Raw genomic sequence first — 19183 nt, forward strand, 5'->3', positions numbered from 1 at the left:
AGTGGTCTGCGGTCCCCGGCCTGAAAAGGATGGGCCGGAAGGTCCATGATAATCTGACGTTACCGGAAGACGGCGCGCTGTCGCAACTCGCGCCGCTGCTCGACACCTGCACAGGGCACGGCTGGCATGGTCGGCATCATGTTCTGATCAAGATTATGCGTGATCCAGAGCGAACCTCCCACGATCAGGATCACGACGAGCGTACCGAACGCAAGCGCTAGCGCATTGTTGGTATTGTCGGGTCCGGTGGGTCAGATGCAGGAAGAACACCAGATGGACGCCGATCTGTCCCACTGCCAGCGCGATGAGGGCAGCTCCTATCCCCGGTTGCCAGACGAATGCCCAGCCATTGGCAACGGCAAAGGACGCAGCCGTCATCAGAATGGCAAGCACCAGTCTTGTCCGGTGGAGCACCGCTCCAGCACATGGGGGTTCGGGTGCCCACAAAGCCATCTGGAATCTGCTTTGCACGGACGAGCATTTGACGCAGCGATCGACAGCGTTCGCACTGTGAATCGTTGAACGACGATCTGCGCATCTTAAATATATACGAAATGCTCCTTTGGAAAACATGGAGGCTGGAATGTACCCAAGCAGCCACACAGACGAGCTTCGCTGGACCGCGCCCGTCGCAATACGCATCGGAAGGCGCTCATCTGAATTCATTCACGGTCCTGCAGAGGCGATTGACTATCTGGAACACAGGTGGCCGTTTCTTGACGGACCTTGTCTCGACGCCGCGAAGCGCCGTTGTGTCGAGGCTATGAACAGCTTGGTGCGCATCGAAGTGGCCAGGGAGGCCTTTATATCTGCGGCGGCAGAAGCCAACGTTTTGACGTAGGCACCGAAAGCGTACGGCGGAGGTTGAATCTGAGCTTGTCAGCCATGATTGTGTCTCTACGTGCAAAAAATTGGATGCCGTTAAGTCGCACTGCCGCTTCGATGGGCTCTTGTTCAACTGAGCCTTGCTTTTGGCGGAAAGCCAGCATCGGCTGTCACGTCGACGGATGTTCCCGTGAGCAGCGACACCTTGCTCCATGTCGTCCACAGGCGCATTCGCGCTTGAAGGGAAAGCGCTGAATGTTAGACAGCGGACTAAATCGAGATGGGTTGCACCGCGGCAGCCAGGGAGTAGCCGACTTCCCTCACGATCGGTTCCGATGCCCCGATGCCTTGATGGCGGCGGGGTCATTCACCAGGAAGAGCGAGCTCGCCCTTGGTCTCGTTACTGTCCTGATGATGAAGAATGAGCGGTGCGATCGAAGCAGCGATTCGGTGAGGCTCGCGTTGCGCCAATCCACCATGTAGATCGATTTGGGCTGCGGTGCATACGGCAGCCCAAATGCGGTCAGAATACTCTTCACTTTGACTTATCTGTAAGGCGAGTGGCAGACGGCTCTCACGCCAATACGTGGAACATAAGTGTTATCGGACGCGCGATAAGTCCGGTAGTGGGCTGCACACCGATGGACGTGGCGCGAAGGCAGGCCAACCGCCGGCCGGCCCGAAATGGCGCCGCCAATAATCGCTCCTGCGCCGAAAGCAGCCAAAGGATACCACCATCCGTCCCTGTGCCGGCGATAACCTGGGCGGTAGTGTTTATAACCGCGATGCCCGTGATACCAGCCGCGATGATCGCGATGGTGATACTGCACCTGTTCAATCTGCGGCGATACTACTGGCTTCGGGCCGACCCATAAAGGACCCGCTTCCACGGGCTGCAAGCCCGCGAATGCCATAAACGCGGCGAGACCTGAAATACCGAGCTTTTTCACAGTGATTCTCCCTTAATCGTATGCACTGCCGCAGCTAGAGCGTATTTTCTGTAAGAGAAGGTTTGGCAAGGTAACATCAAAGCGAACGCATGCCGTGCACGATTCCCAATCAAGGCTAACAGCCTTACATGCCGCAGCTGGCGCCGACATTGAATATCGCCGCCCCGCCAGCCACCGAAATGCCCGCCGTTCGCTGCAGAAGGCAAGATCGGTGGCTCCTTGACTGAAGAGCATGAATCGGCCCGCGCTGCCTCATGCGTTGGACGCGATCCACGGATGGAGATGCTCATGCTCAATAGGAGCGCAATTCTTTAAAAAGAAGTCTTCGATGGGGCCGATCCAGGGATCGATATAGCACTTCATGGTCAGTGTACGGGGTTAGAAAACGTGGCCGTCTTAGTGGCGCCAGCTGTGCGAGCTGATCGTGACGGTGCTGATTCCATCCTGGTGTTTGGCCGGCAAACTTGCAACCACCAAGAGTGCTACGTCTAAGCTCTCCCGTTGCTTCTCTGCGTCGCAGATCAAGTTCTTCGCTGTAGCGTCTGAGCGTGTGGCTTTCGGTCAGGAGACCGATGACCTTGCGTTCGCTGGGGGTGTTGACGACGGCCAAAGCTTCACTCTCGGCGCTATCGAAAAGGCCCGCAGCTTGCTTTGAGTTCATCTCAGGCAGCAGAAAGTCATCCCTCCAGCGGATGAACCCGCCAAGCCCGTGTTCATCGTCGCCTTTCTCGACCGGGCTGGGATAAACGTCAGGGAGCAGGACGATACCGCGATACTGCCCCCGATCGCCCACCAGGACCACGCGCTACGTGCATTCCAGCGGGAAATCATGGCGAAATCGCGAAAGGCGCATGTCGACATCTGCGGTGCGAACATCGGCGCGCATGAGCCTTTCGACAGTGAGGCTTCTAATCCAGCCGACATCGCGAGCACTCCGAATACTCTCCCCCGCAAATGGAAACGCCACGTCGCAAATGAATAGCCGAACGTCGAGCACGCCACCAATGAGGAGGCGATGACCGCGGCGAGAACGAGAGCGATGATCGGAAAATCGCCGGTAATTTCCAAGGCGAGGAACGTCATGGTCATCGGTCCACCAATGACGGCAACCGCAAGCGAGCTCATGCCGACAACAGCATAAACCACGGGAGTAAGTGTAGCGTGATCGAAATCTGGGTTGGAATAGGCAAAGATTGCCAAGAAGCGCTCCCGTAAACAGTGAGGCGAAGAAAAGCCCTCCGCGAAATCCGGAACCAATGGATAACGCCGAGGCAGCGGACTTTAAGAGTAACAGTCCCGGAAGGACCGGAATGGCAACCTCGTGTGAAGGGCACCGTGTCCTGCCGAGAGAACCTGCGGAGAGACCAGTGCCAGAAGGCCAACGACAACACCGCCGAGCATAGGTCGATAAGCAGGGGCTATCGAACTCCGACGCGACAACGGTCTGCGACACCAAGTTTTGGACGGCGACCAGGTGCTGTCCGTGAGAGATTACCGCCCCCCATGGAGAGCATTGGCCTCGATCGGATCTACCATGGTGCTACCAAGATCGCCGTCAGTGCCAGAATGGGTCGCATCGGAGTTTCCCTCAGTCGTTGCCTAGAATGCCCTTCGGCCAGTTTGCGCCCGCCATCGCCATTTTCAGCTTGGAATATTTGCATGACGCCAAGTGTGCCGATATCATGGCAACGGAAGGGGTCTATTCCATGTCATTACTCATTTTGATCACATCAGGAACAATTGCGCTCGCCGAACCCGCCAGTCCGCCGTTGGTCCTTTTGGCAGAGGCACAGGCGCAGGTCGTTGATTGTAGCGATGCTGCCGACGAGATTCTGATGAAAACGGACGGACGCCTGCTGTCGATACGCCCCCATGCCGACCGGGTGTGTTGATCACCAGGGACGGCGAACCACCCCAAAAGAAGATCTTTCGGGTCTCGCCTGTGACCGATCAGAGTGAGCCGCATTAAATTTCGGCGGTGAAGCCGGTTTTCTTTCGGAAGAACGGATGGGAGATCGAACCATGGAAGAAAAATTGCGCGCTTTGCCGTATTCGCACCGGTGTCTGTCTCGATCGTGCTTGCCTTCATCGTTTTTGCTTTGCGCAGCTACGCCCCGGTCATTACCGGCCGTTATCACATCGAAAGACGCATGGACACAAACGCGTTGAGAAAGGGCGGAGCCGTTGCCGTGCAGATTGAAGCTGTTAGTGACGTTCAACGGAAATGAATTGTATGATGACGGCCCCGATCAGAACGCCGGCCAGAGCGCCAAATACCTTCAGCAGCGCGTGGTTGAGTTTGGGATGACGCCTGCGTGAAATGAGCTGGGAGAACTCTGAGGTAACGGCGCCAAGAATACAGAATATCGCAACTGCCCGTCGGTTGTTGGGGTAAGCGAAGGCAAAAAGCATCGCCAGTAGGACGAAAGTCAACACACGATCGACGTGCACGGAGACGACCGTCGGCGCCCGCCAGCGCGGCGGTGCAATCGTGACCAGACCAATGATAGCCAGTGAAGCCCATGCTATAGCACGAGCGATGTCAATAGTGTTCATAACCGCAGGTTACCAGAAAATCGTAAACTGGCAATTTCACGAGATGGCAAGCTTAACCTGAAAATTTCCACCTATAATGCTCTGTTCTTGGCGCATCGGGATTGTCGTTTCGGTTCGGAACTCTAGGTCAGTAGCGATTGTTCAATTGTAATTGGACGGGCATTTTTTGAATAGACTTCGACCAAGTCTGCTTTTGTTGCTATGCGCGACGATCCCGGTTCTCGTCGTCGGTGTCGTCATCGGAGAATATTTCCTAAGACAGCAGCGCGCGGCGATTGACCGCGATATCGCCCAACGCGCAGATTTTTCCGCCACCGGGTTGGCGCGTGCGCTTGAGATGCAACGTCAGTTGTTGTCGGTGGTTTCGGAATCGCCCCGATTGGACCCGCCGCTTGAAAGGAAGGCTTTCAAGGAGATCGCCCATCGCTTGCTGGGCCGAATACCGGTCTGGCAAATGCTGCATATCAGCGACCTTCACGGCAACATTGTGCTCTCGGTACCCACGCCCGAGGATGGCGCGTCGCATTCGACGGTGAATGATATGGAAAGTTATCGACGAGTCATTGAATCGCGTACTGCCGTCGTTGGCAGCGTCGTGCGGAGAGAACGGGAAATACCGACTTTCCCGATCCGTGTGCCAGTCGAGCGAAACGGAACGATTACCTCTATCCTTACTGCATTGATCCGACCCGAAGAGATTACCAATATTCTCTACGCTAATGGATTGGCGAAAACGTGGACGGCTTGGATTGCCGACGGCGACGGAAGGCTTGTGGCAGCAACGGGCGCCGCCCCCTCGCTGGTCGGGGGTCCTTTGAATGCATTTGTTCGCGAGATCGGGTCAGAACGGTCAGGCATTGCGGGGGTGAAGATTGTTAGCGGAGAGGAGGTCCGAACAAGCTCCGCTGAAATCGCCGGCTCGAATTGGACCGTCCACGTTGGGATGCCTCTGGCGGAATATCAGGAGATCGGCCGGACTGAATATCGGATCTTGCTGGCGACAATCTTCCTGATTGTGGGCCTTCTCGTCGCAGCAGCGTTCTTGTTTCAACGTGAATTGGCCGCCCGTCGCCGGCAGGATCTCGCCCTTGCCAGTGGGCAGCGAATGGAAGCGCTTGGGAAGTTAACCGGAGGTGTGGCACATGATTTCAATAACCTCTTAATGATTTTCCAGGCGGGGATTGAAGGAGTCCGACGTCGTAAAAACGACGAGCGAAAGCTAAATGTGACCCTCGATATGATGTCAGAGGGAGTGTCCAAGGGAAAGGCGATCACGCACCGGCTCCTTTCCTTTTCCCGGCGCTCCAATCTCGATGCGGAAACATTTTTTATTCAAGACAAGATCGGTCCGCTGGAACATTTGGTAAAGCAGGCCGCAACGGACCAGATCATTATAGACACCGAACTCGATCCAGAGATGTGGCCGGTCACTGTAGACCCCCAGGGATTCGAGGTGGCAATCATCAATTTAGTGACCAATGCCCGTGAAGCCATGCCTGACGGTGGTCGACTTCGTATCCATGGACGCAACATAAGTGAGAGTTCCAGAGAAATAAAACAGCTTCGCGGTCCCTGCGTTGCAATTTCCATATCTGATAACGGTCCAGGAATACCGCAGGCAGACATTCACCGGGTCTTTGAACCCTTCTTTACTACAAAAGGCGGTCGGTCATCCGGTCTGGGGCTTAGTCAGGTCTACGGATTTGCTCAGCGATCAGGTGGAGCCGTTGTCGCAAGCAGCTTACAGGATCAAGGTGCTTCCTTTGTCATCTACCTTCCGAAGGCGGCTGGTCAAGTCGCTCCGTCAAGCTCAGCTACCGTAGCCAATCCTTTGCCGCATAAGGTTCTCGTTGTAGACGATACGCCGTCTTCACTCGAAGCATCGAAGATGCTCCTCGAAATGGAGGGGATCACCGTTGCTACCGCGCCAAGCGGTCAGGAGGCTTTGACCGTGTTGGCGTCGGAGCCGAATGTCGAGCTGGTTTTGAGCGACATCATGATGCCGAACATGTCAGGGCTCGAACTGGCGATGGAGATTCAAAGTCGTCATCCCAACACGTCAATCATTTTGATGACCGGGTACAGCGATGCCCTTGAACAAGGTGCCAGAACACAGTTCCCAGTTCTTTCGAAACCATTCAGCAGAGCAGACATGCTCGGGGCTTTCGCGGCGGCGGCCGCCCAAAGGAACTCTGCATCGGTGGTAAGGCTGCATCCTGGTTAGGTGCGGGACGAGAAGAGATCGTAAAAACCGTATCGCCCCACTCGAATGGATGACGGAAGCATTTGATGAAGAACCCTGTCATCGCCGAATAGCCACGGGACGATATGCGATCCGTGTGTGTATCGGCTCGGGGCGAGCATCGCGATAAACAGCGCAGGTAACAAACCCTACCGCCACGCCGCTACTCGATCGCCAGACGTACAGATTGGCCATAGGAGGTCCGCATGCGCGACGATTTCTAACCGCCGATCATCTCGTGTTGATCACTCCCCAGCACCTCCAGAGCAGTAGTGAGGCGGGCGACACTCCGCTCGAGGGCTCTGGCCCAATAGAACACGCCCGAATCTAACTCGCTGTGAACATGACACCTCAGGCGGGACATCTTAGCAGAAATAGGAGAAATTGGACGACAACCGCGTTCTTCCTGCAGATGGGACGCTGGAGAAGCTGGGCTCTTCATCGAAATCGCGCCGATAGCCCTTTTCCCGCGGCAAGGGGTTGAACCGACGCGCCGGAATGAATTATATCACACCATGATATTACTGAAGCCCGAGCTCGAACTTCACCATGCCCGATGTCACGAACCCCGACTCCTTACTTTCAGACGAAGTACTTGCCGACGGTCTAGGCGTCACGACGCGAGAGCTTCAGCGATATCGCACGCAAAAGCTCGTCACGGTTTCGTCCGCGGCCCCGTCTGAGAGGAAACCGGCCTCACGGGCAACCTACCAGCTTGGGAACCGGGTCTGGGAAGGCCTCGTCGTAAACGGGTCTATCATCTTCGATGAGGTTGCTGCGCGGGAAACGCGCGACAAACCGACGGTTGGATCGAGCCGCGAACGTTGATTTCGACACTTCAAGAAGGGAAAAAAATGAAGAAGCTTGCCAGCCTTGTTGTCGCTGCATCGATGCCATTGACCGCCCATGCCGCGGCCAGAATGGTGTCTCAAAGCGGCGATTGGGGCGTCTATTCCTTTTCGAGAAACGGATCTCTGGTTTGCTACGCGCTTTCGGTGCCGAAGGAATCTGCTCCGGCAAATGTGGACCATGGAAAGAACTATTTCCTGATCGCGCCGGCGGAGAAAGGGGGCGGCAATGAACCTGAAGCCATCCTCGGATACGCGTTGAAGAGTGGTTCGACGGTAGAGGCTTCGATCGGAGAGCGGACCTTCAAGATGTTCGTGAAGGGGAACAGCGCCTGGGTATCCGACGCCGCGCTCGAACCGGAATTCGTTGATGCACTTCGGTCTGGCAGCCAGATGACGCTGCACGCGACGTCAGCGCGAGGCACTCGTACGACCTATGCCTATTCACTGACAGGCGTGACGGCGGCGCTGGAGCGCGTTGCCCAGTGCAAGTGAGGCCGAATCAGCCAATTCCAAACGGAGCTCTCTGCTCGGGCGTCGCAAGTTCCTTCAGGCGATGCTCGGGACTCCTCCCACGGGCTGAAAGGAGCAGATCCAATTCCTGCTTCGAGTTGCCAAACCGCTGAATAAGCCGCTCCGCCTCGTGCCGGCCGATGCCATAGCAGCGCCGTAGACTTCGAACGTCGTAGAAGGATTCGTCTTGTTCGGGCAGCATTTCAAAACCTTTCATCGTTGTCACAGCGCCACGGCTTTCGTGATCATCCACAATGCCATCGCCACCATCATCAGATTTTCCGTAAGCGAGACGACGCCGAGCGGCACGTTGCTGTCGCCGCCAACGCAGGCGCACTTCAGTTCGCGTTTCTCGATGTAGACCGCTTGGTAAACAGACCAAGACCCCACGGCGCCGATAAAGAATGCGATCGGGGCGGAAAGCCAGACGAGTGCGCCCGCGACCATCAGCACGCCCGCGAGCGCCTCGCCGAAAGGATAGAGATAGGCGTAGCGGACCCAGCGCCGCGCGAGCAGATCATAGCCAGGGAACATATTGGAGAAGCTCTCGAGGTCTCGAAGTTTCAGAATGGCGAGCACGCACATGCTAAAAGCGATGAACCATTCGAAGACCCGGACGGTCATTATCGAGCCTGATGCCCAATTGGCGGCGACGGACATCAGCGCGGTCGTGACGAACACTGCCAAGACCGGCCTATAGGACGTCGCCTGCGGGTCTCTGACGTCCTTGCCCAAAAACCGCCGCAGATCATCGTTGCCGCCGATGCGAGCATTGTCGATTAATGTCTGCGGCGTGGTCTCGACCCCATGTTCTTTCTGGAAGGAATCCGTCTCTTCGCGCGTCCTTAGCCAATGGTCCTCGACCTCGTAGCCTTCGCGCTTCAGCAGATCGAGGGACTTCAGCCCAAACGGGCAGATATGATCCTTCATCACCATCCGATAGAGAACAGCTTTTTTTTTCGGAGTCGCCACCAACATGGCCGGACTCCGGTTATCAGGCGCTTTGCGGCGGCGGCTGGAATATTTCGCGTCGCTCTCGCAGTTCAACGTCCTCATGCGCCCACTTGGCGAACTCGTCCAAAGTCTCCGTCCTGGAGAAGGGGATGCCGAAATGGAATTCACGGTAGGTGACGATGCCGTTTTCGATGCGCGATACGCAGCGTGGCCGGTTGGCATTGCGCGAAACGTAGGTGCGTGATGGCTCGATCAGGGAACGTTGCATGAGAGTAGCTCCTTCGCAGGAGTAATGACCGCCGCGCGCAACGGTTCCGAGTCAGTTAGAAAATGTCACGTGATGATGTACCGGAGGTTCAGAGCTGCAAGAAGACGTAGACGACGACGCCCCATATCGCCGTGACGAACAGCACGACGGCCGCTAGAAAGAGCCTGCTCTCAAGTGACATCCTCAAGCTCCGACGTCGCTGTCATGGGTGGTTCTGCCGCATTGCGCCGGAGATCAATTCACCGCCTGTAGCTGTTGAGCCTGCGAAACCTCCGAAGGCGTCTCTCCGGGGATGGAAGCGATGGCGAACATGACCGCGACATAGCAGGCAAACACAGCGGAGAGGAAGGCGGTCTTGGTCATTGGCTCGCTCCTTATATCATGTGGTGACATTCTTTAACTGTTCGCCCATATTGTCAATCCTGAATGCAGCATGAACAAAAAGAGGGGCGAATGGCTGGGGAGAAAATACTGATCGTCGAAGACGACGTGCTGATCGCGGCTGATCTTGAGGATATTGTAACGACACTGGGCTATGATATCTCGGGAATAGCCGACAGCTTTGAGACCGCGCAGCAGCTTGCACCCTTCAGCACGATTGCCCTGGTGGATGTCAACCTGAGGGACGGAGCGACCGGTCCGCGGATCGGGCAATATCTCGCCAGCGATTTCGGCGTCGCGGTCGTCATGGTCACGGGAAGCCCCGAACTGATTGAAACCGATCTTTTAAAGGTTATCGGGCTGATATCGAAACCCGCCCACCCCAACTTGATCCGGGACGTTCTCGAATATCTGAGGACAATCCGCGAAGGCGAACGAGGCATCCCGCCAGGAGGAATGCGGCTCTTCGCTTGAACAGGCTGGGGAGGGGACGAGATGATCGATAGACGCGCCGAACTCGGTCATTGGATAGGGCGGCTGGAAATCATTCTGATCAGTCGGGGTGTGTTAAGGGAGGACGGCGAGCTCGTGGCCGAGGTCGGATCACGGTTTCCCAAGGATGTTGAAGACGCGCTGGACGGATTCATTGAGAACCCGGTCGAGCTGATGGGCCTTCTGAAAATATGCCGGGACGCGCGCGACGGCAGACCGTTGTCGCCTGCGGTGCTGATGGCCGCTCGCCTCATGACCAGAGAGGTCCTGCAGGCACTGGAGGCTGCTGGCGCGATCGATTTCAAAGGATAAAAATGGCCCGCCCGAAATCATTTCGGACGGGCCTCGCGAGGACCGGATAACTGATCACTTCCGGTCTGAACTCTAGCTGTCGGTGACTGCCGCGTCTCCTCCCGATAGCGGCAGTTCCTTCATCTTCACGAGCTGGTCGGCGCAGGCGTCCGCCGCGTTCGTGATAGTACCGTCGATCCCCGCGATCTTCGCCCAGCCTCCTTCGGTGATGAAGTCGTCGCGCTGCCATGACGATTTCGCCTGCAGCGTTTTTAAGTTCGCCTGTGCGTCACTCGCCGTCACGAAGTTGTGGACGCAAATGCCAGCAACCAGATCCGCCTTTGCGTTACGGACGGCAATGTCGGTCATCACCCTGGCCCTTCCCGACGTCGTCCATCCTCCCCAAGTGAAGCCAAGCGCCATCGTCAACGCCGAGGCGCCGACGATAGACCAGGCCCAAAGGGTCTTGGACGGTCGGTAGTTGGACCAGCCACCTTCGCCACTTTGCATAGCCGTTCTCCTCCATTTATATCATGCCATGATACAATCATATGTTCGGAGGTCAAGCGCGTGGTGATCAAGAAATGGTGAGTGACAGTCAGGCCAGTTCCGTCACCTGACGAAGACGGGATAGGGATTCAGCCAGCAGCGGCTCATGCGAAAGCATCGCCTCGACATGAACCTTCGCCAGAGATTCAAGCGTCCGCTCGCCGTTTGCGGTCAGGCCGATCAGCACGCTGCGCTTGTCGTCTTCCGCAGGTATCCGCTCGGCGAGACCTGCCGAGCACATCCGATCGACGAGCTGGACGGCGCTGTTGTGGTGCATGAGCATCTGTTCGGCTAGATCGCGAAGCCTGATCTGCCAGCCCGGAGCAGCCCGCACCACCAGGAGAGCCTGATACTGCTGGGAGGTGACACCAGCCTCGGCAAGGGCCGCCTCGCTGAACGACAGGAAGCGCCTCATGGCCAGCCGGAACCCGGCCAGGCCTTCATAGACGTCGTCAGTCAGGCCAGAAGTCCGGCGTCCCGATCGAGGCATGCGAATAGTCCTTCTCAAATGTCATGATATGAACGGCGGAGCACGCTGGAAGAAAGGTCCCGAGCTGAGCCGATACGTTAGGTATTGATAGCAAGGGCATCGACGGATAGCTCACTCGCCATATTCACCCGATGTTGCTAAAAAGACTGTGCCAATTTCGTGACTGCGCGAGAAAATTATATCATCGTTCGTCTGGGTCTGTAGCCCCGCCACCTGAGACAGATCAACCGAATGACGCCTTCAAAGGAACGGCCAACGCTCCCTGGTTTGGCGGTGGAATACTGAAAATCGTACTGCCGAAGCAGAAGAGCGACGGATTGTGGATTCGAGCGGTTCTGGTGGTCGATCGGGCATGGCCTGGTAGCCGCTCAGCGGTTCGAGCGGGTCGCCCAAAGTGACCGTTCAGGGTTGCACTCGCGATCGGTCGAGAAAAGAGGCCGTAACTGTCAACGCGCCTTCGCCTAGGTAAGCTTGGTGAAATCGAACACCACCCATTCCAGACGGCTTTCCTCATAGACGCTTTGCGTCGGCGCGAGCGAGGAGGGGTCGGCGAAGCATCCCAAGGAGACGGCTACGAGCTCTTTCCTGAATTCCGCCATCCAGAAAACCGTCGAACCGCATGAAGGGCAGAACCTGAATTCGACCGATTTTCCGCTGTCGCCTGATCGGATGTAGCTCGTCGACACGCCGGACGTCTCCGTTTGATCGGCGTGGAAGAAGACGGCCACTCCGAACGCGCTGCCGGTGCGACGTTGGCAGGCCCGGCAATGACAGGCAGAGATTTTGACGGGTTCTCCGTCGGCGGCTATTGAAAGCTCGCCGCATGAACAATTGCCACTCGCCGCATTTCGTGCTCCTCCTATTGTGCCACGGTCGCTACTTCGGCGTCTGCCGCTTCCGTTGCTCGATGGGAGTGGGGTGCGAGACGCCGGACTGGTCAGGCCTTCCGTCGTCGACCCCACGAGACCGGTGGACGGATCGAGCGCAGCCCACGAGGCGTTTTTGGCGCCGGGAGCATACCTGGCCAGCCACAGAACTGCGCAGGATCGATGTGCGTGTGTCAAGGCACGCTACTGGGATTCCCTTTCGACAGCACGCCGCGCTCGGATAGCCGCTGCGATGAAGACGCGCGAAAGACCGTGATAAAGCGGTTCGCGCGACAGGATCCGCGATGTCACGTAGCCGATCATCGAAACCGCCATGATCGGGATAACCGCTTGGTGGTCGCCGGTCATTTCAAGGATGATGACGAAGGCGGTCATCGGCGCCTGCACGACGCCCGCGAAATAGCCTGCCATCCCGAGGATGGCCGCCAACGCAATGCTGGTGCCGAGCAGCGATCCGACCGTGCTTCCGAAACCGGCGCCGACGGCGAGCGACGGCGCAAAGATGCCGCCCGGAATGCCTGAGATCATCGACAGGAAGCTGGCGGCAAGTTTTTCGAGGAAGAAGAGCAGCGGAAGGGGGTTGCCTTCGATTGCGCTTCTCGCCTGCTCGTAGCCGGTGCCGAACGTCGTACCGCCGGCTGCGACGCCGATCACCGCGATCGCCAGCCCGCAAACACCAGCAAGGGCCAGCATGCGCTTCAGTGGCTGCGGTTGTGCCCAGCGGCGGATGCGCTGACCAAAATGCAGCGCAAAGCCGCTGAAGGCCGCCCCAAGAGCGCCGCCGCCGATGCCGCAGATCAGAACCAGTCCCCAGTCGCGAAACTCCGTCGGAGCCGCCGAGGCCATGCCAAAATAGTTGTAGCTGCCCGAAAGGCCGAGTGCCGCGAGACCGGAGAGAATGACGGCGGTCAGCACCAGACCGTTCGCCCTAGACTCGTAGGTCCGGCTCATTTCCTCGATCGCGAAGACGATACCGGCAAGCGGCGTGTTGAAGGCGGCCGCAATGCCCGCCGCCGATCCGGCAAGGATCAGCCCGCGCGCCTGCGCCATGCCACTGAACCGGGCAACAGCGAGCATGATCGATGCGCCGACCTGGACAGTCGGTCCCTCGCGGCCGATCGAGGCGCCGGAGAAGAGCCCGAGCACCGTCAGTACGATCTTACCGCAGGCGATCTTCAGCGACAGCAGCCGCGTCCGGTCTTCGTCGTGTCTCAAATGTCTGGCGGCGATCGCCTGCGGGATACCGCTACCACCAGAATTTGGAAACAGCGTCGCCGCCAGATAGGCCGACAGCATAAATCCGGCCGGCGTCAGCGCCAGGGGCAGCAGAAAGGCCCATTCGCCGGAAGAGGTAAGAGATCCAAAGCCCTTCTGCGCCAGATCCGCGAGCTTCGCAAACCCAACGCTGATCACGCCGATTGTCAATGCTCCGCACCAGAAGACCAGTCTCGGCCGCCATAGGGAAAAGGAACCCCAGAGAACACGGGAGCGGCGAAGAACCTTTGAATAGCGATAGGGAATGGGCATGATGGACTCAATACATGACGCAGATCAGGAACTCTTCTAATGCCAAATGCGCGGGAAGATCACCCCCTCATTTTCAAACATGTCCGATGTGGGTAGGATCGCGGGTATGCCAAAGCACGGAGAGTGTCATGTTCAACGCATTCGGGATAGGGCCGCCGTCCCTCGGGCCGGACGACGTCACCATGGTTCAAAGCCCGGTGAGGGAACACTGCCGGACGAATGCAATAAAGCCGGACAGCGAAGAAGCGCACGACCTCGCGCGCGAACTGCGCAAGTGGTTCCAGGCCGGTGTGACCGACCGCAACCGTCTGCGCAAGCTCCTTGCTTCCCCGGACTGATACTGTCCTGAGACCCTGGGCCGCCCAGGCTTCGGGCCCCGGTCGCCTCCGTGCCGAGCCCACAGTACGGACCCCGCGACGCACGGCGAGCGAACCAAGATTTCGATTTCCCGCTATCTTGAGACTATGCCATCCGGAAAGCGAGCAATCCGATGAAAATGCTCATCGTGATCCCGATGTCGCTGCAACATGGATATGGATCTGTCGAAAATCACAGTTTTGCTGAAACGGGCGATGTCCTGCCGCAACATCAATGCTCGGCGCTGGAGGCAAAGGTCACATCATCATGGTCATTGAGCGTCGACAGCCCGACAAAAGCGATGCCCGACCAGATCAAAACACAAATCGAATAGGCGAACAAAAGGATTTTCGACCGTTTACTCATGGCAATTCTCCTCCTTTATTGAAGTAGCGCTTGAAGATCCTGGTTCAATCCTGTCGGGTCGCTCTCGCCGAGTTAAAAGGTGTGCATTGGAGATCGAAACGAAGGCGGAGCAAGATACGGGAGGTTGATCCAAGCTCGAGCGGATGTGAAAGGAAGGCTTCGCTTCGACAGACTGCCGCGCATCCGCCGTACTGGCTGCCTGTCGGTTTAGGAGCGGCAATTCGAGCGCGATGGATTGAAGACCTGGCACAGCAGCCAGCACCCCCATCCCAGACAGCGGAACGAATGGGCTGCAGACGAGGCCAAGAGCCTTGAGGAGCTCGTCGTTCTATATGGCAGAAACGATGCACGAGCGGTCATGAAGACAGGCGCAATACTCGCGGCCGAACCGGCGAGGAGCAGCCTGTGCGCCTGCGGAATGTCGCTGCCCTGCGAGTTGGCGAAGAGCGCTTTTCAATGTGGTGCGTCGAAAAGGACCTGCCCGAAATCATTCCGGACAGGCCCGCTCCAGCACGACATCTCACCAAGTCGAGCCGAACATTTAGCTATTCGTCACGGGGGCATTCGGCGAAGCAAGATCCTTCATGTCAACCAACCGATGTGCACAGGTCTCCGCGGCGTTTAGAACCGTGTTATTAATGCCGGCGATCGTTGTCCAACCGCCGCCTTGACTAAATTCATCCCGTTCCCACGACGACCTAGCCTTCAAGGTTTTAAGCTCGGATTCCGCGTCGGTAGAAGCAACGAACTTCTGTCCGCAGATGTCGGCAATGAGCTCGGCGCGAGCATTACGGAAAGGGATTTCTTCCGTGACCCGAGCGCTACCAGACGTCATCCATTCGCCCTGTAAGCCGACCGCCACCGTCAGGGCAGAAGCCCCGACGATCGACCAGATCCAGAGCGTCTTGGCAGGTCGGTAGGCCCAGCCGTTAGAGTCCTACGTAGCTATTCTCCTTGTTTCACTTATATCATGGCATGATATAATAATTCACCGGAAACACAAGCCTGATCTGCTTTTCATCGAAGGCGACCCAAATGCTTACCTTGTTCCATCCGAGTTTCTGAGATTGGCCGGCCACGTTTGAGATCTTATGGTTAGCAGAAACAGAAATTCACTTACGCTCCCTCTGGTGGTTCCCACGGAACGACGGCTCCCAGTCGCGACGGCCACAAGTGACCGTTGTCGCGGACTCCAATGGGACGTGCATCTCGTTGACGGAACAAAAGGGCGCGGTAGATCGCAGATTCCAACGCTTGCTCGCACGGCTCTGGCACCCGCCCGTATGGAGTGAGGGTGCCAGTCGTCCGGTCGCGATCGCCTCCTACACAGATAACGTGGCCTGGATATTTCGCGACAGACACGTCGGAAACCAAATCGAATCTATAAACCGTCATTCTCTTTGTCCTGTCTAATGGCGTGGCAGTCACTATTAGAGCGGTTCCGTCGCCAGATCGGTCGGCTGGATCGGCGGTACAGGCTGACCATTATGGAGCGACAACGTGGCCTTAAGCTCCTCTATCGTGCCGCCATTAGCGCGCAACTCGATCATCCGTATCACAGCCGCCTTGGTCATCGCATCGGCGTGATTATATCCATGTCTCTCGCACCATTTATCAAGCAACACGCTAAGGGCAACGAGCTCACCAGGGTCCATTGCCGATCTCTTTCGTTTAAGGAACTCGAGCACCGCTTTTCTCCGCTGCATGATGAATGAGGGCATCCCGCTATGGGAGATGGGACCTAACGCTAATAAAAAATATCATGTCATGATATTATTCATCTAGATCGAATTGTGTCAATTATGAATATAGGATGAACAGACGCATAATCTGCGTCCGCAGCCGCAAATGAAAATTTCAGCCAGCAAGATAATGACTTAGCCCAGGCGGCGTCGCCGGAGAAGCACTTCAAAAAACCGTGATTGCTCTGCTCCAACGTCAAATTTGGATTCGAGAGAATTCCGAAGATTGTGGCGGCCTTGGCCACCTACGAGAAGGCTTTGGCTATGGCTGGCTATCTCCCGAACTCATGGGTTTGACCGCCTTTTCGACCGTCGGTTTGATCTGTCGGCGTTGAGTTCCCGAAAGAAGTTCAATTAAAGTGGGAACACGTTGCCGTGAATTCCGGCCGCGACGCTTGCCGATGCCCTTTGGTCATCTATGTCACGTGATGATATAATGGCATCCGCCTCGATGCGGCGGACATCAGTTCCAGCGCAGAGGAGTTCAAGCTCATGTTGCAATTCCGCTACTCCATGGGTCGCGGCAGCATTTTCGTGTTTGTCATCGCTCTCATCATTCTTCTGATAGGCTTAGTGCTTGCTGCGGGTGGCGCGTGGCTGGCGACGCTTGGGGGGAGCTGGTACTATGTGCTCAGCGGCCTCGGCTTGATCGCGACCGGCATATTGCTTGCGACGCACAGGCGCAGCAGCGTCTGGGTTTATGCACTCATCGTACTGGCAACGGTCGCATGGGCCTTTAACGAGGCCGGTTTGAATGGCTGGGCACTCGTTCCCCGCATTGTCGCGCCTCTCGTGCTTCTTGCCGTCCTGCTCCTGACCTTGCCATTTTTGCGCCCCGTCAGCAGCTGGCGTGCAGCGGTTTTCCTTCTTGCCGGATTGACCATGATCGCGGCCATGGGAGCAGCGGGAATTGCCTTGCTTGCGCCTCGTCAAGGCGCGAATTCTGTTCCCGAGATGGCGGCTCGGCAGATGCCTGATCCCTCTCCTCTCCAGCCAGGAGCCGACTGGCCAGCTTACGGCGGCAGCTACAGCGCTCGGCGTTACTCGCCGCTGGCGCAGATCATGCCGGCCAATGTCGGGCAGCTCAAGCGCGCTTGGGTCGTCAATACCGGCGATTTGCCGAGTGAGCACGCGAAGGGGACTTATGGGGCGGAAACTACCCCACTGAAAGTGGGAGATTCCCTTTATCTCTGCACGCCAAAGAACATCATCATCTCACTTGACCCCAGGACCGGAAAGGAGAACTGGCGCTACAATCCCGAAGTGCCCGACGAGAATATTCCCTATACGGCGGCTTGCCGCGGCCTCGCCTATTATAGCGTTCCAGGCGTGAACTCCGCACAGCTCTGCGCAAACCGCCTCCTTGAAGGGACTCTCGATGCGCGCTTGATCGCCGTCGATGCCAAGTCCGGACAACCTTGCCCCGACTTCGGCCGAGCGGGCACCGTCGATACCACGACCGGCATTGGTGAACACGATCCGGGCATGTTCTCCATAACCTCTGCGCCGACTATCGTGCGCGGAATTGTCGTGGTCGGCCATCAAGTGCTGGATGGGCAGAAGCGCGATGCGCCCTCGGGTGTCATTCAAGGCTATGACGCGGTTTCCGGCGAGCTTCGGTGGGCATGGGACATGGCGCGGCCTGATATCACCGTCCTGCCGCCAGAGCATGAAACCTATACGCGCGGCACTCCCAACATGTGGACGACGGCGTCAGCCGATGAGCATCTCGGTCTGGTCTATTTGCCGCTCGGCGTGTCGGCTGTCGACTACTGGAGCGGCAGCCGTTCGCCGGCCGAAAAAGAGTTCGCGACCTCACTCGTGGCCCTTGACGTCACTACAGGAAGACCAGTGTGGCATTTCCAGACAGTTCACAATGACGTATGGGACTATGATCTCGGATCGCAGGCGACGTTGGTCGATTATCCAGCCGATCAGGGGCCTGTCCCTGCACTTGTCTTGCCGAGCAAGCGCGGCGACATTTTTGTGCTTGACCGCCGCACCGGCAAGCCGCTGACACCGGTTGAGGAGCGCCCGGTGCCGAGCGGCGGTGTTGAGCCTAAACAACGCGCGCCCACCCAGCCTTTCTCTACCTTCCACACGTTGCGCAAACCCGACCTGACCGAGGCTATGATGTGGGGCATGTCGCCGATCGACCAGATGATCTGCCGCATCCAGTTCCGTCGGGCGAGCTACGAAGGTTTCTTCACGCCGCCCACGAGCGACCGTCACAGCATTGAATATCCCGGCTATAATGGCGGCTCCGACTGGGGCGGGGTCGCAATGGATCCGCGCCTCGGCGTGTTGATCGCCAACTACAACGACATGCCGAATTACAACCGACTGGTTCCAAGGGCGGAGGCCGACAAGCTCGGCTGGGCGCCCCGCGATCAGGCACGCGGCAAGATTGGTGGTGCCGAAGGCGCCGGCGATCCACAAGCGGGCGCTCCTTATGCCATCGACGTCAATGCCGGATGGCGTTTGCCGGTCACAGGGCTTCTGTGCAAGCAGCCACCTTACGGCGGCATCCGTGCGATCGACCTAAAAACCGGAAAGACACTTTGGGATCGTCCATTGGGACAAGCCCGAACCAATGGTCCCTTCGGCATTCCATCCATGCTGCCAATCACGATCGGGACACCCAACAATGGCGGGTCCGTGGTAACGGCTGGTGGATTGGTTTTCATCGCCGCAAGCACCGACAATCTGATCAGGGCCATTGACATCAAGACAGGGAGGACCCTCTGGACTGATCGTCTCCCAGCCGGAGGTCAGGCAACGCCAATGACCTACTCCGTCGATGGCAAGCAGTACGTCGTCATCATGGCTGGCGGTCATCATTTCATGGAGACCCCGGTAGGAGATACTCTCATCGCCTATGCGTTGCCTTAGGATCGGGTCAGTTCGGGCCAGGTGGCAGTCATCAAGAGATTAGCGCAACCCAA

20 protein-coding genes and 2 pseudogenes are annotated in these 19183 nt (G+C 57.4%); 9 read left to right on the forward strand and 13 right to left on the reverse strand.

Features of this window, described 5'->3' with window-relative positions:
- Window positions 1-59: 59 nt before the first annotated feature.
- Window positions 60-396, reverse strand: a pseudogene (locus tag AC2444_RS25960) (cytochrome o ubiquinol oxidase subunit IV); the annotation flags it as partial.
- A 187-nt stretch (window positions 397-583) separates the two neighbouring features.
- Between AC2444_RS25960 and AC2444_RS25965 the strand changes: the two are divergent.
- Window positions 584-841 carry a DUF982 domain-containing protein gene (locus tag AC2444_RS25965; protein WP_128450207.1) on the forward strand — a complete coding sequence of 86 codons (258 nt, stop codon included), beginning with the start codon at window positions 584-586 and terminating at the stop codon, window positions 839-841.
- Between the two features lie 529 nt (window positions 842-1370).
- Here the strand turns inward: AC2444_RS25965 and AC2444_RS25970 are convergent.
- Both AC2444_RS25970 and AC2444_RS25975 read right to left on the reverse strand, forming a co-directional pair.
- Window positions 1371-1739: a BA14K family protein gene (locus AC2444_RS25970; RefSeq protein WP_128450240.1), complete on the reverse strand. Its 369-nt coding sequence runs from the start codon at window positions 1737-1739 to the stop codon at window positions 1371-1373.
- Between the two features lie 526 nt (window positions 1740-2265).
- Window positions 2266-3215, reverse strand: a pseudogene (locus tag AC2444_RS25975) (chloride channel protein); the annotation flags it as partial.
- 164 nt (window positions 3216-3379) lie between these two features.
- Between AC2444_RS25975 and AC2444_RS25980 the strand changes: the two are divergent.
- Window positions 3380-3667, forward strand: coding sequence for a hypothetical protein (locus tag AC2444_RS25980; protein WP_245461302.1), 288 nt, complete (start codon window positions 3380-3382; stop codon window positions 3665-3667).
- Between the two features lie 313 nt (window positions 3668-3980).
- On the opposite strand, the gene AC2444_RS25985 is transcribed toward AC2444_RS25980, so the two are convergent.
- Window positions 3981-4331 carry a VanZ family protein gene (locus AC2444_RS25985; protein ID WP_128450208.1) on the reverse strand — a complete coding sequence of 117 codons (351 nt, stop codon included), beginning with the start codon at window positions 4329-4331 and terminating at the stop codon, window positions 3981-3983.
- Window positions 4332-4497: 166 nt separating this feature from the next.
- Here AC2444_RS25985 and AC2444_RS25990 point away from each other — a divergent pair, with 166 nt between their 5' ends.
- Complete coding sequence (locus AC2444_RS25990) at window positions 4498-6555, forward strand: response regulator (protein WP_245461303.1); 2058 nt, start codon at window positions 4498-4500, stop codon at window positions 6553-6555.
- An 872-nt stretch (window positions 6556-7427) separates the two neighbouring features.
- Complete coding sequence (locus AC2444_RS25995; RefSeq protein ID WP_128450241.1) at window positions 7428-7916, forward strand: invasion associated locus B family protein; 489 nt, start codon at window positions 7428-7430, stop codon at window positions 7914-7916.
- Window positions 7917-8156: 240 nt separating this feature from the next.
- On the opposite strand, the gene AC2444_RS26000 is transcribed toward AC2444_RS25995, so the two are convergent.
- From AC2444_RS26000 to AC2444_RS26010, 3 genes are all read right to left on the reverse strand, one after another.
- Window positions 8157-8912, reverse strand: coding sequence for a MauE/DoxX family redox-associated membrane protein (locus AC2444_RS26000; protein WP_128450210.1), 756 nt, complete (start codon window positions 8910-8912; stop codon window positions 8157-8159).
- A 16-nt stretch (window positions 8913-8928) separates the two neighbouring features.
- Window positions 8929-9156: a hypothetical protein gene (locus tag AC2444_RS26005; protein WP_128450211.1), complete on the reverse strand. Its 228-nt coding sequence runs from the start codon at window positions 9154-9156 to the stop codon at window positions 8929-8931.
- A gap of 234 nt (window positions 9157-9390) precedes the next feature.
- The gene (locus AC2444_RS26010) at window positions 9391-9519 is read right to left on the reverse strand and encodes a hypothetical protein (RefSeq protein WP_012760183.1); all 129 of its coding nucleotides are present in this window, start codon (window positions 9517-9519) and stop codon (window positions 9391-9393) included.
- A 63-nt stretch (window positions 9520-9582) separates the two neighbouring features.
- Between AC2444_RS26010 and AC2444_RS26015 the strand changes: the two genes are divergently transcribed.
- Window positions 9583-10011 carry a response regulator gene (locus AC2444_RS26015; protein WP_245461305.1) on the forward strand — a complete coding sequence of 143 codons (429 nt, stop codon included), beginning with the start codon at window positions 9583-9585 and terminating at the stop codon, window positions 10009-10011.
- A gap of 21 nt (window positions 10012-10032) precedes the next feature.
- Window positions 10033-10341, forward strand: a complete 309-nt coding sequence (locus AC2444_RS26020; RefSeq protein WP_128450212.1) for a hypothetical protein — start codon at window positions 10033-10035, stop codon at window positions 10339-10341.
- Between the two features lie 72 nt (window positions 10342-10413).
- On the opposite strand, the gene AC2444_RS26025 is transcribed toward AC2444_RS26020, so the two are convergent.
- The 4 genes from AC2444_RS26025 to AC2444_RS26040 all read right to left on the reverse strand — a co-directional run bounded on the left by AC2444_RS26025 (window position 10414) and on the right by AC2444_RS26040 (window position 13773).
- Window positions 10414-10830: a hypothetical protein gene (locus AC2444_RS26025; protein ID WP_128450213.1), complete on the reverse strand. Its 417-nt coding sequence runs from the start codon at window positions 10828-10830 to the stop codon at window positions 10414-10416.
- Window positions 10831-10918: 88 nt separating this feature from the next.
- The gene (locus AC2444_RS26030; RefSeq protein ID WP_128450214.1) at window positions 10919-11359 is read right to left on the reverse strand and encodes a MarR family winged helix-turn-helix transcriptional regulator; all 441 of its coding nucleotides are present in this window, start codon (window positions 11357-11359) and stop codon (window positions 10919-10921) included.
- 461 nt (window positions 11360-11820) lie between these two features.
- On the reverse strand, window positions 11821-12222 hold the full coding sequence (locus AC2444_RS26035; protein WP_128450244.1) for a GFA family protein: 402 nt from the start codon (window positions 12220-12222) through the stop codon (window positions 11821-11823).
- 207 nt (window positions 12223-12429) lie between these two features.
- On the reverse strand, window positions 12430-13773 hold the full coding sequence (locus AC2444_RS26040; RefSeq protein ID WP_128450215.1) for a chloride channel protein: 1344 nt from the start codon (window positions 13771-13773) through the stop codon (window positions 12430-12432).
- A gap of 128 nt (window positions 13774-13901) precedes the next feature.
- Here AC2444_RS26040 and AC2444_RS26045 point away from each other — a divergent pair, with 128 nt between their 5' ends.
- Together AC2444_RS26045 and AC2444_RS26050 are read left to right on the forward strand one after the other, a co-directional pair.
- Window positions 13902-14111, forward strand: a complete 210-nt coding sequence (locus AC2444_RS26045; protein ID WP_128450216.1) for an acetyltransferase — start codon at window positions 13902-13904, stop codon at window positions 14109-14111.
- Between the two features lie 152 nt (window positions 14112-14263).
- The gene (locus AC2444_RS26050; protein WP_164902808.1) at window positions 14264-14464 is read left to right on the forward strand and encodes a hypothetical protein; all 201 of its coding nucleotides are present in this window, start codon (window positions 14264-14266) and stop codon (window positions 14462-14464) included.
- A gap of 573 nt (window positions 14465-15037) precedes the next feature.
- On the opposite strand, the gene AC2444_RS26055 is transcribed toward AC2444_RS26050, so the two are convergent.
- Both AC2444_RS26055 and AC2444_RS26060 read right to left on the reverse strand, forming a co-directional pair.
- Window positions 15038-15331 carry a hypothetical protein gene (locus AC2444_RS26055; protein WP_245461306.1) on the reverse strand — a complete coding sequence of 98 codons (294 nt, stop codon included), beginning with the start codon at window positions 15329-15331 and terminating at the stop codon, window positions 15038-15040.
- 595 nt (window positions 15332-15926) lie between these two features.
- Entirely contained in the window at window positions 15927-16184 is a 258-nt protein-coding gene (locus AC2444_RS26060) for a hypothetical protein (protein ID WP_128450219.1), read from the reverse strand.
- A 546-nt stretch (window positions 16185-16730) separates the two neighbouring features.
- Between AC2444_RS26060 and AC2444_RS26065 the strand changes: the two genes are divergently transcribed.
- Window positions 16731-19130, forward strand: a complete 2400-nt coding sequence (locus AC2444_RS26065; RefSeq protein ID WP_206615956.1) for a membrane-bound PQQ-dependent dehydrogenase, glucose/quinate/shikimate family — start codon at window positions 16731-16733, stop codon at window positions 19128-19130.
- Window positions 19131-19183: the final 53 nt, after the last annotated feature.

Source organism: Rhizobium sp. WSM1328 (assembly GCF_057653715.1).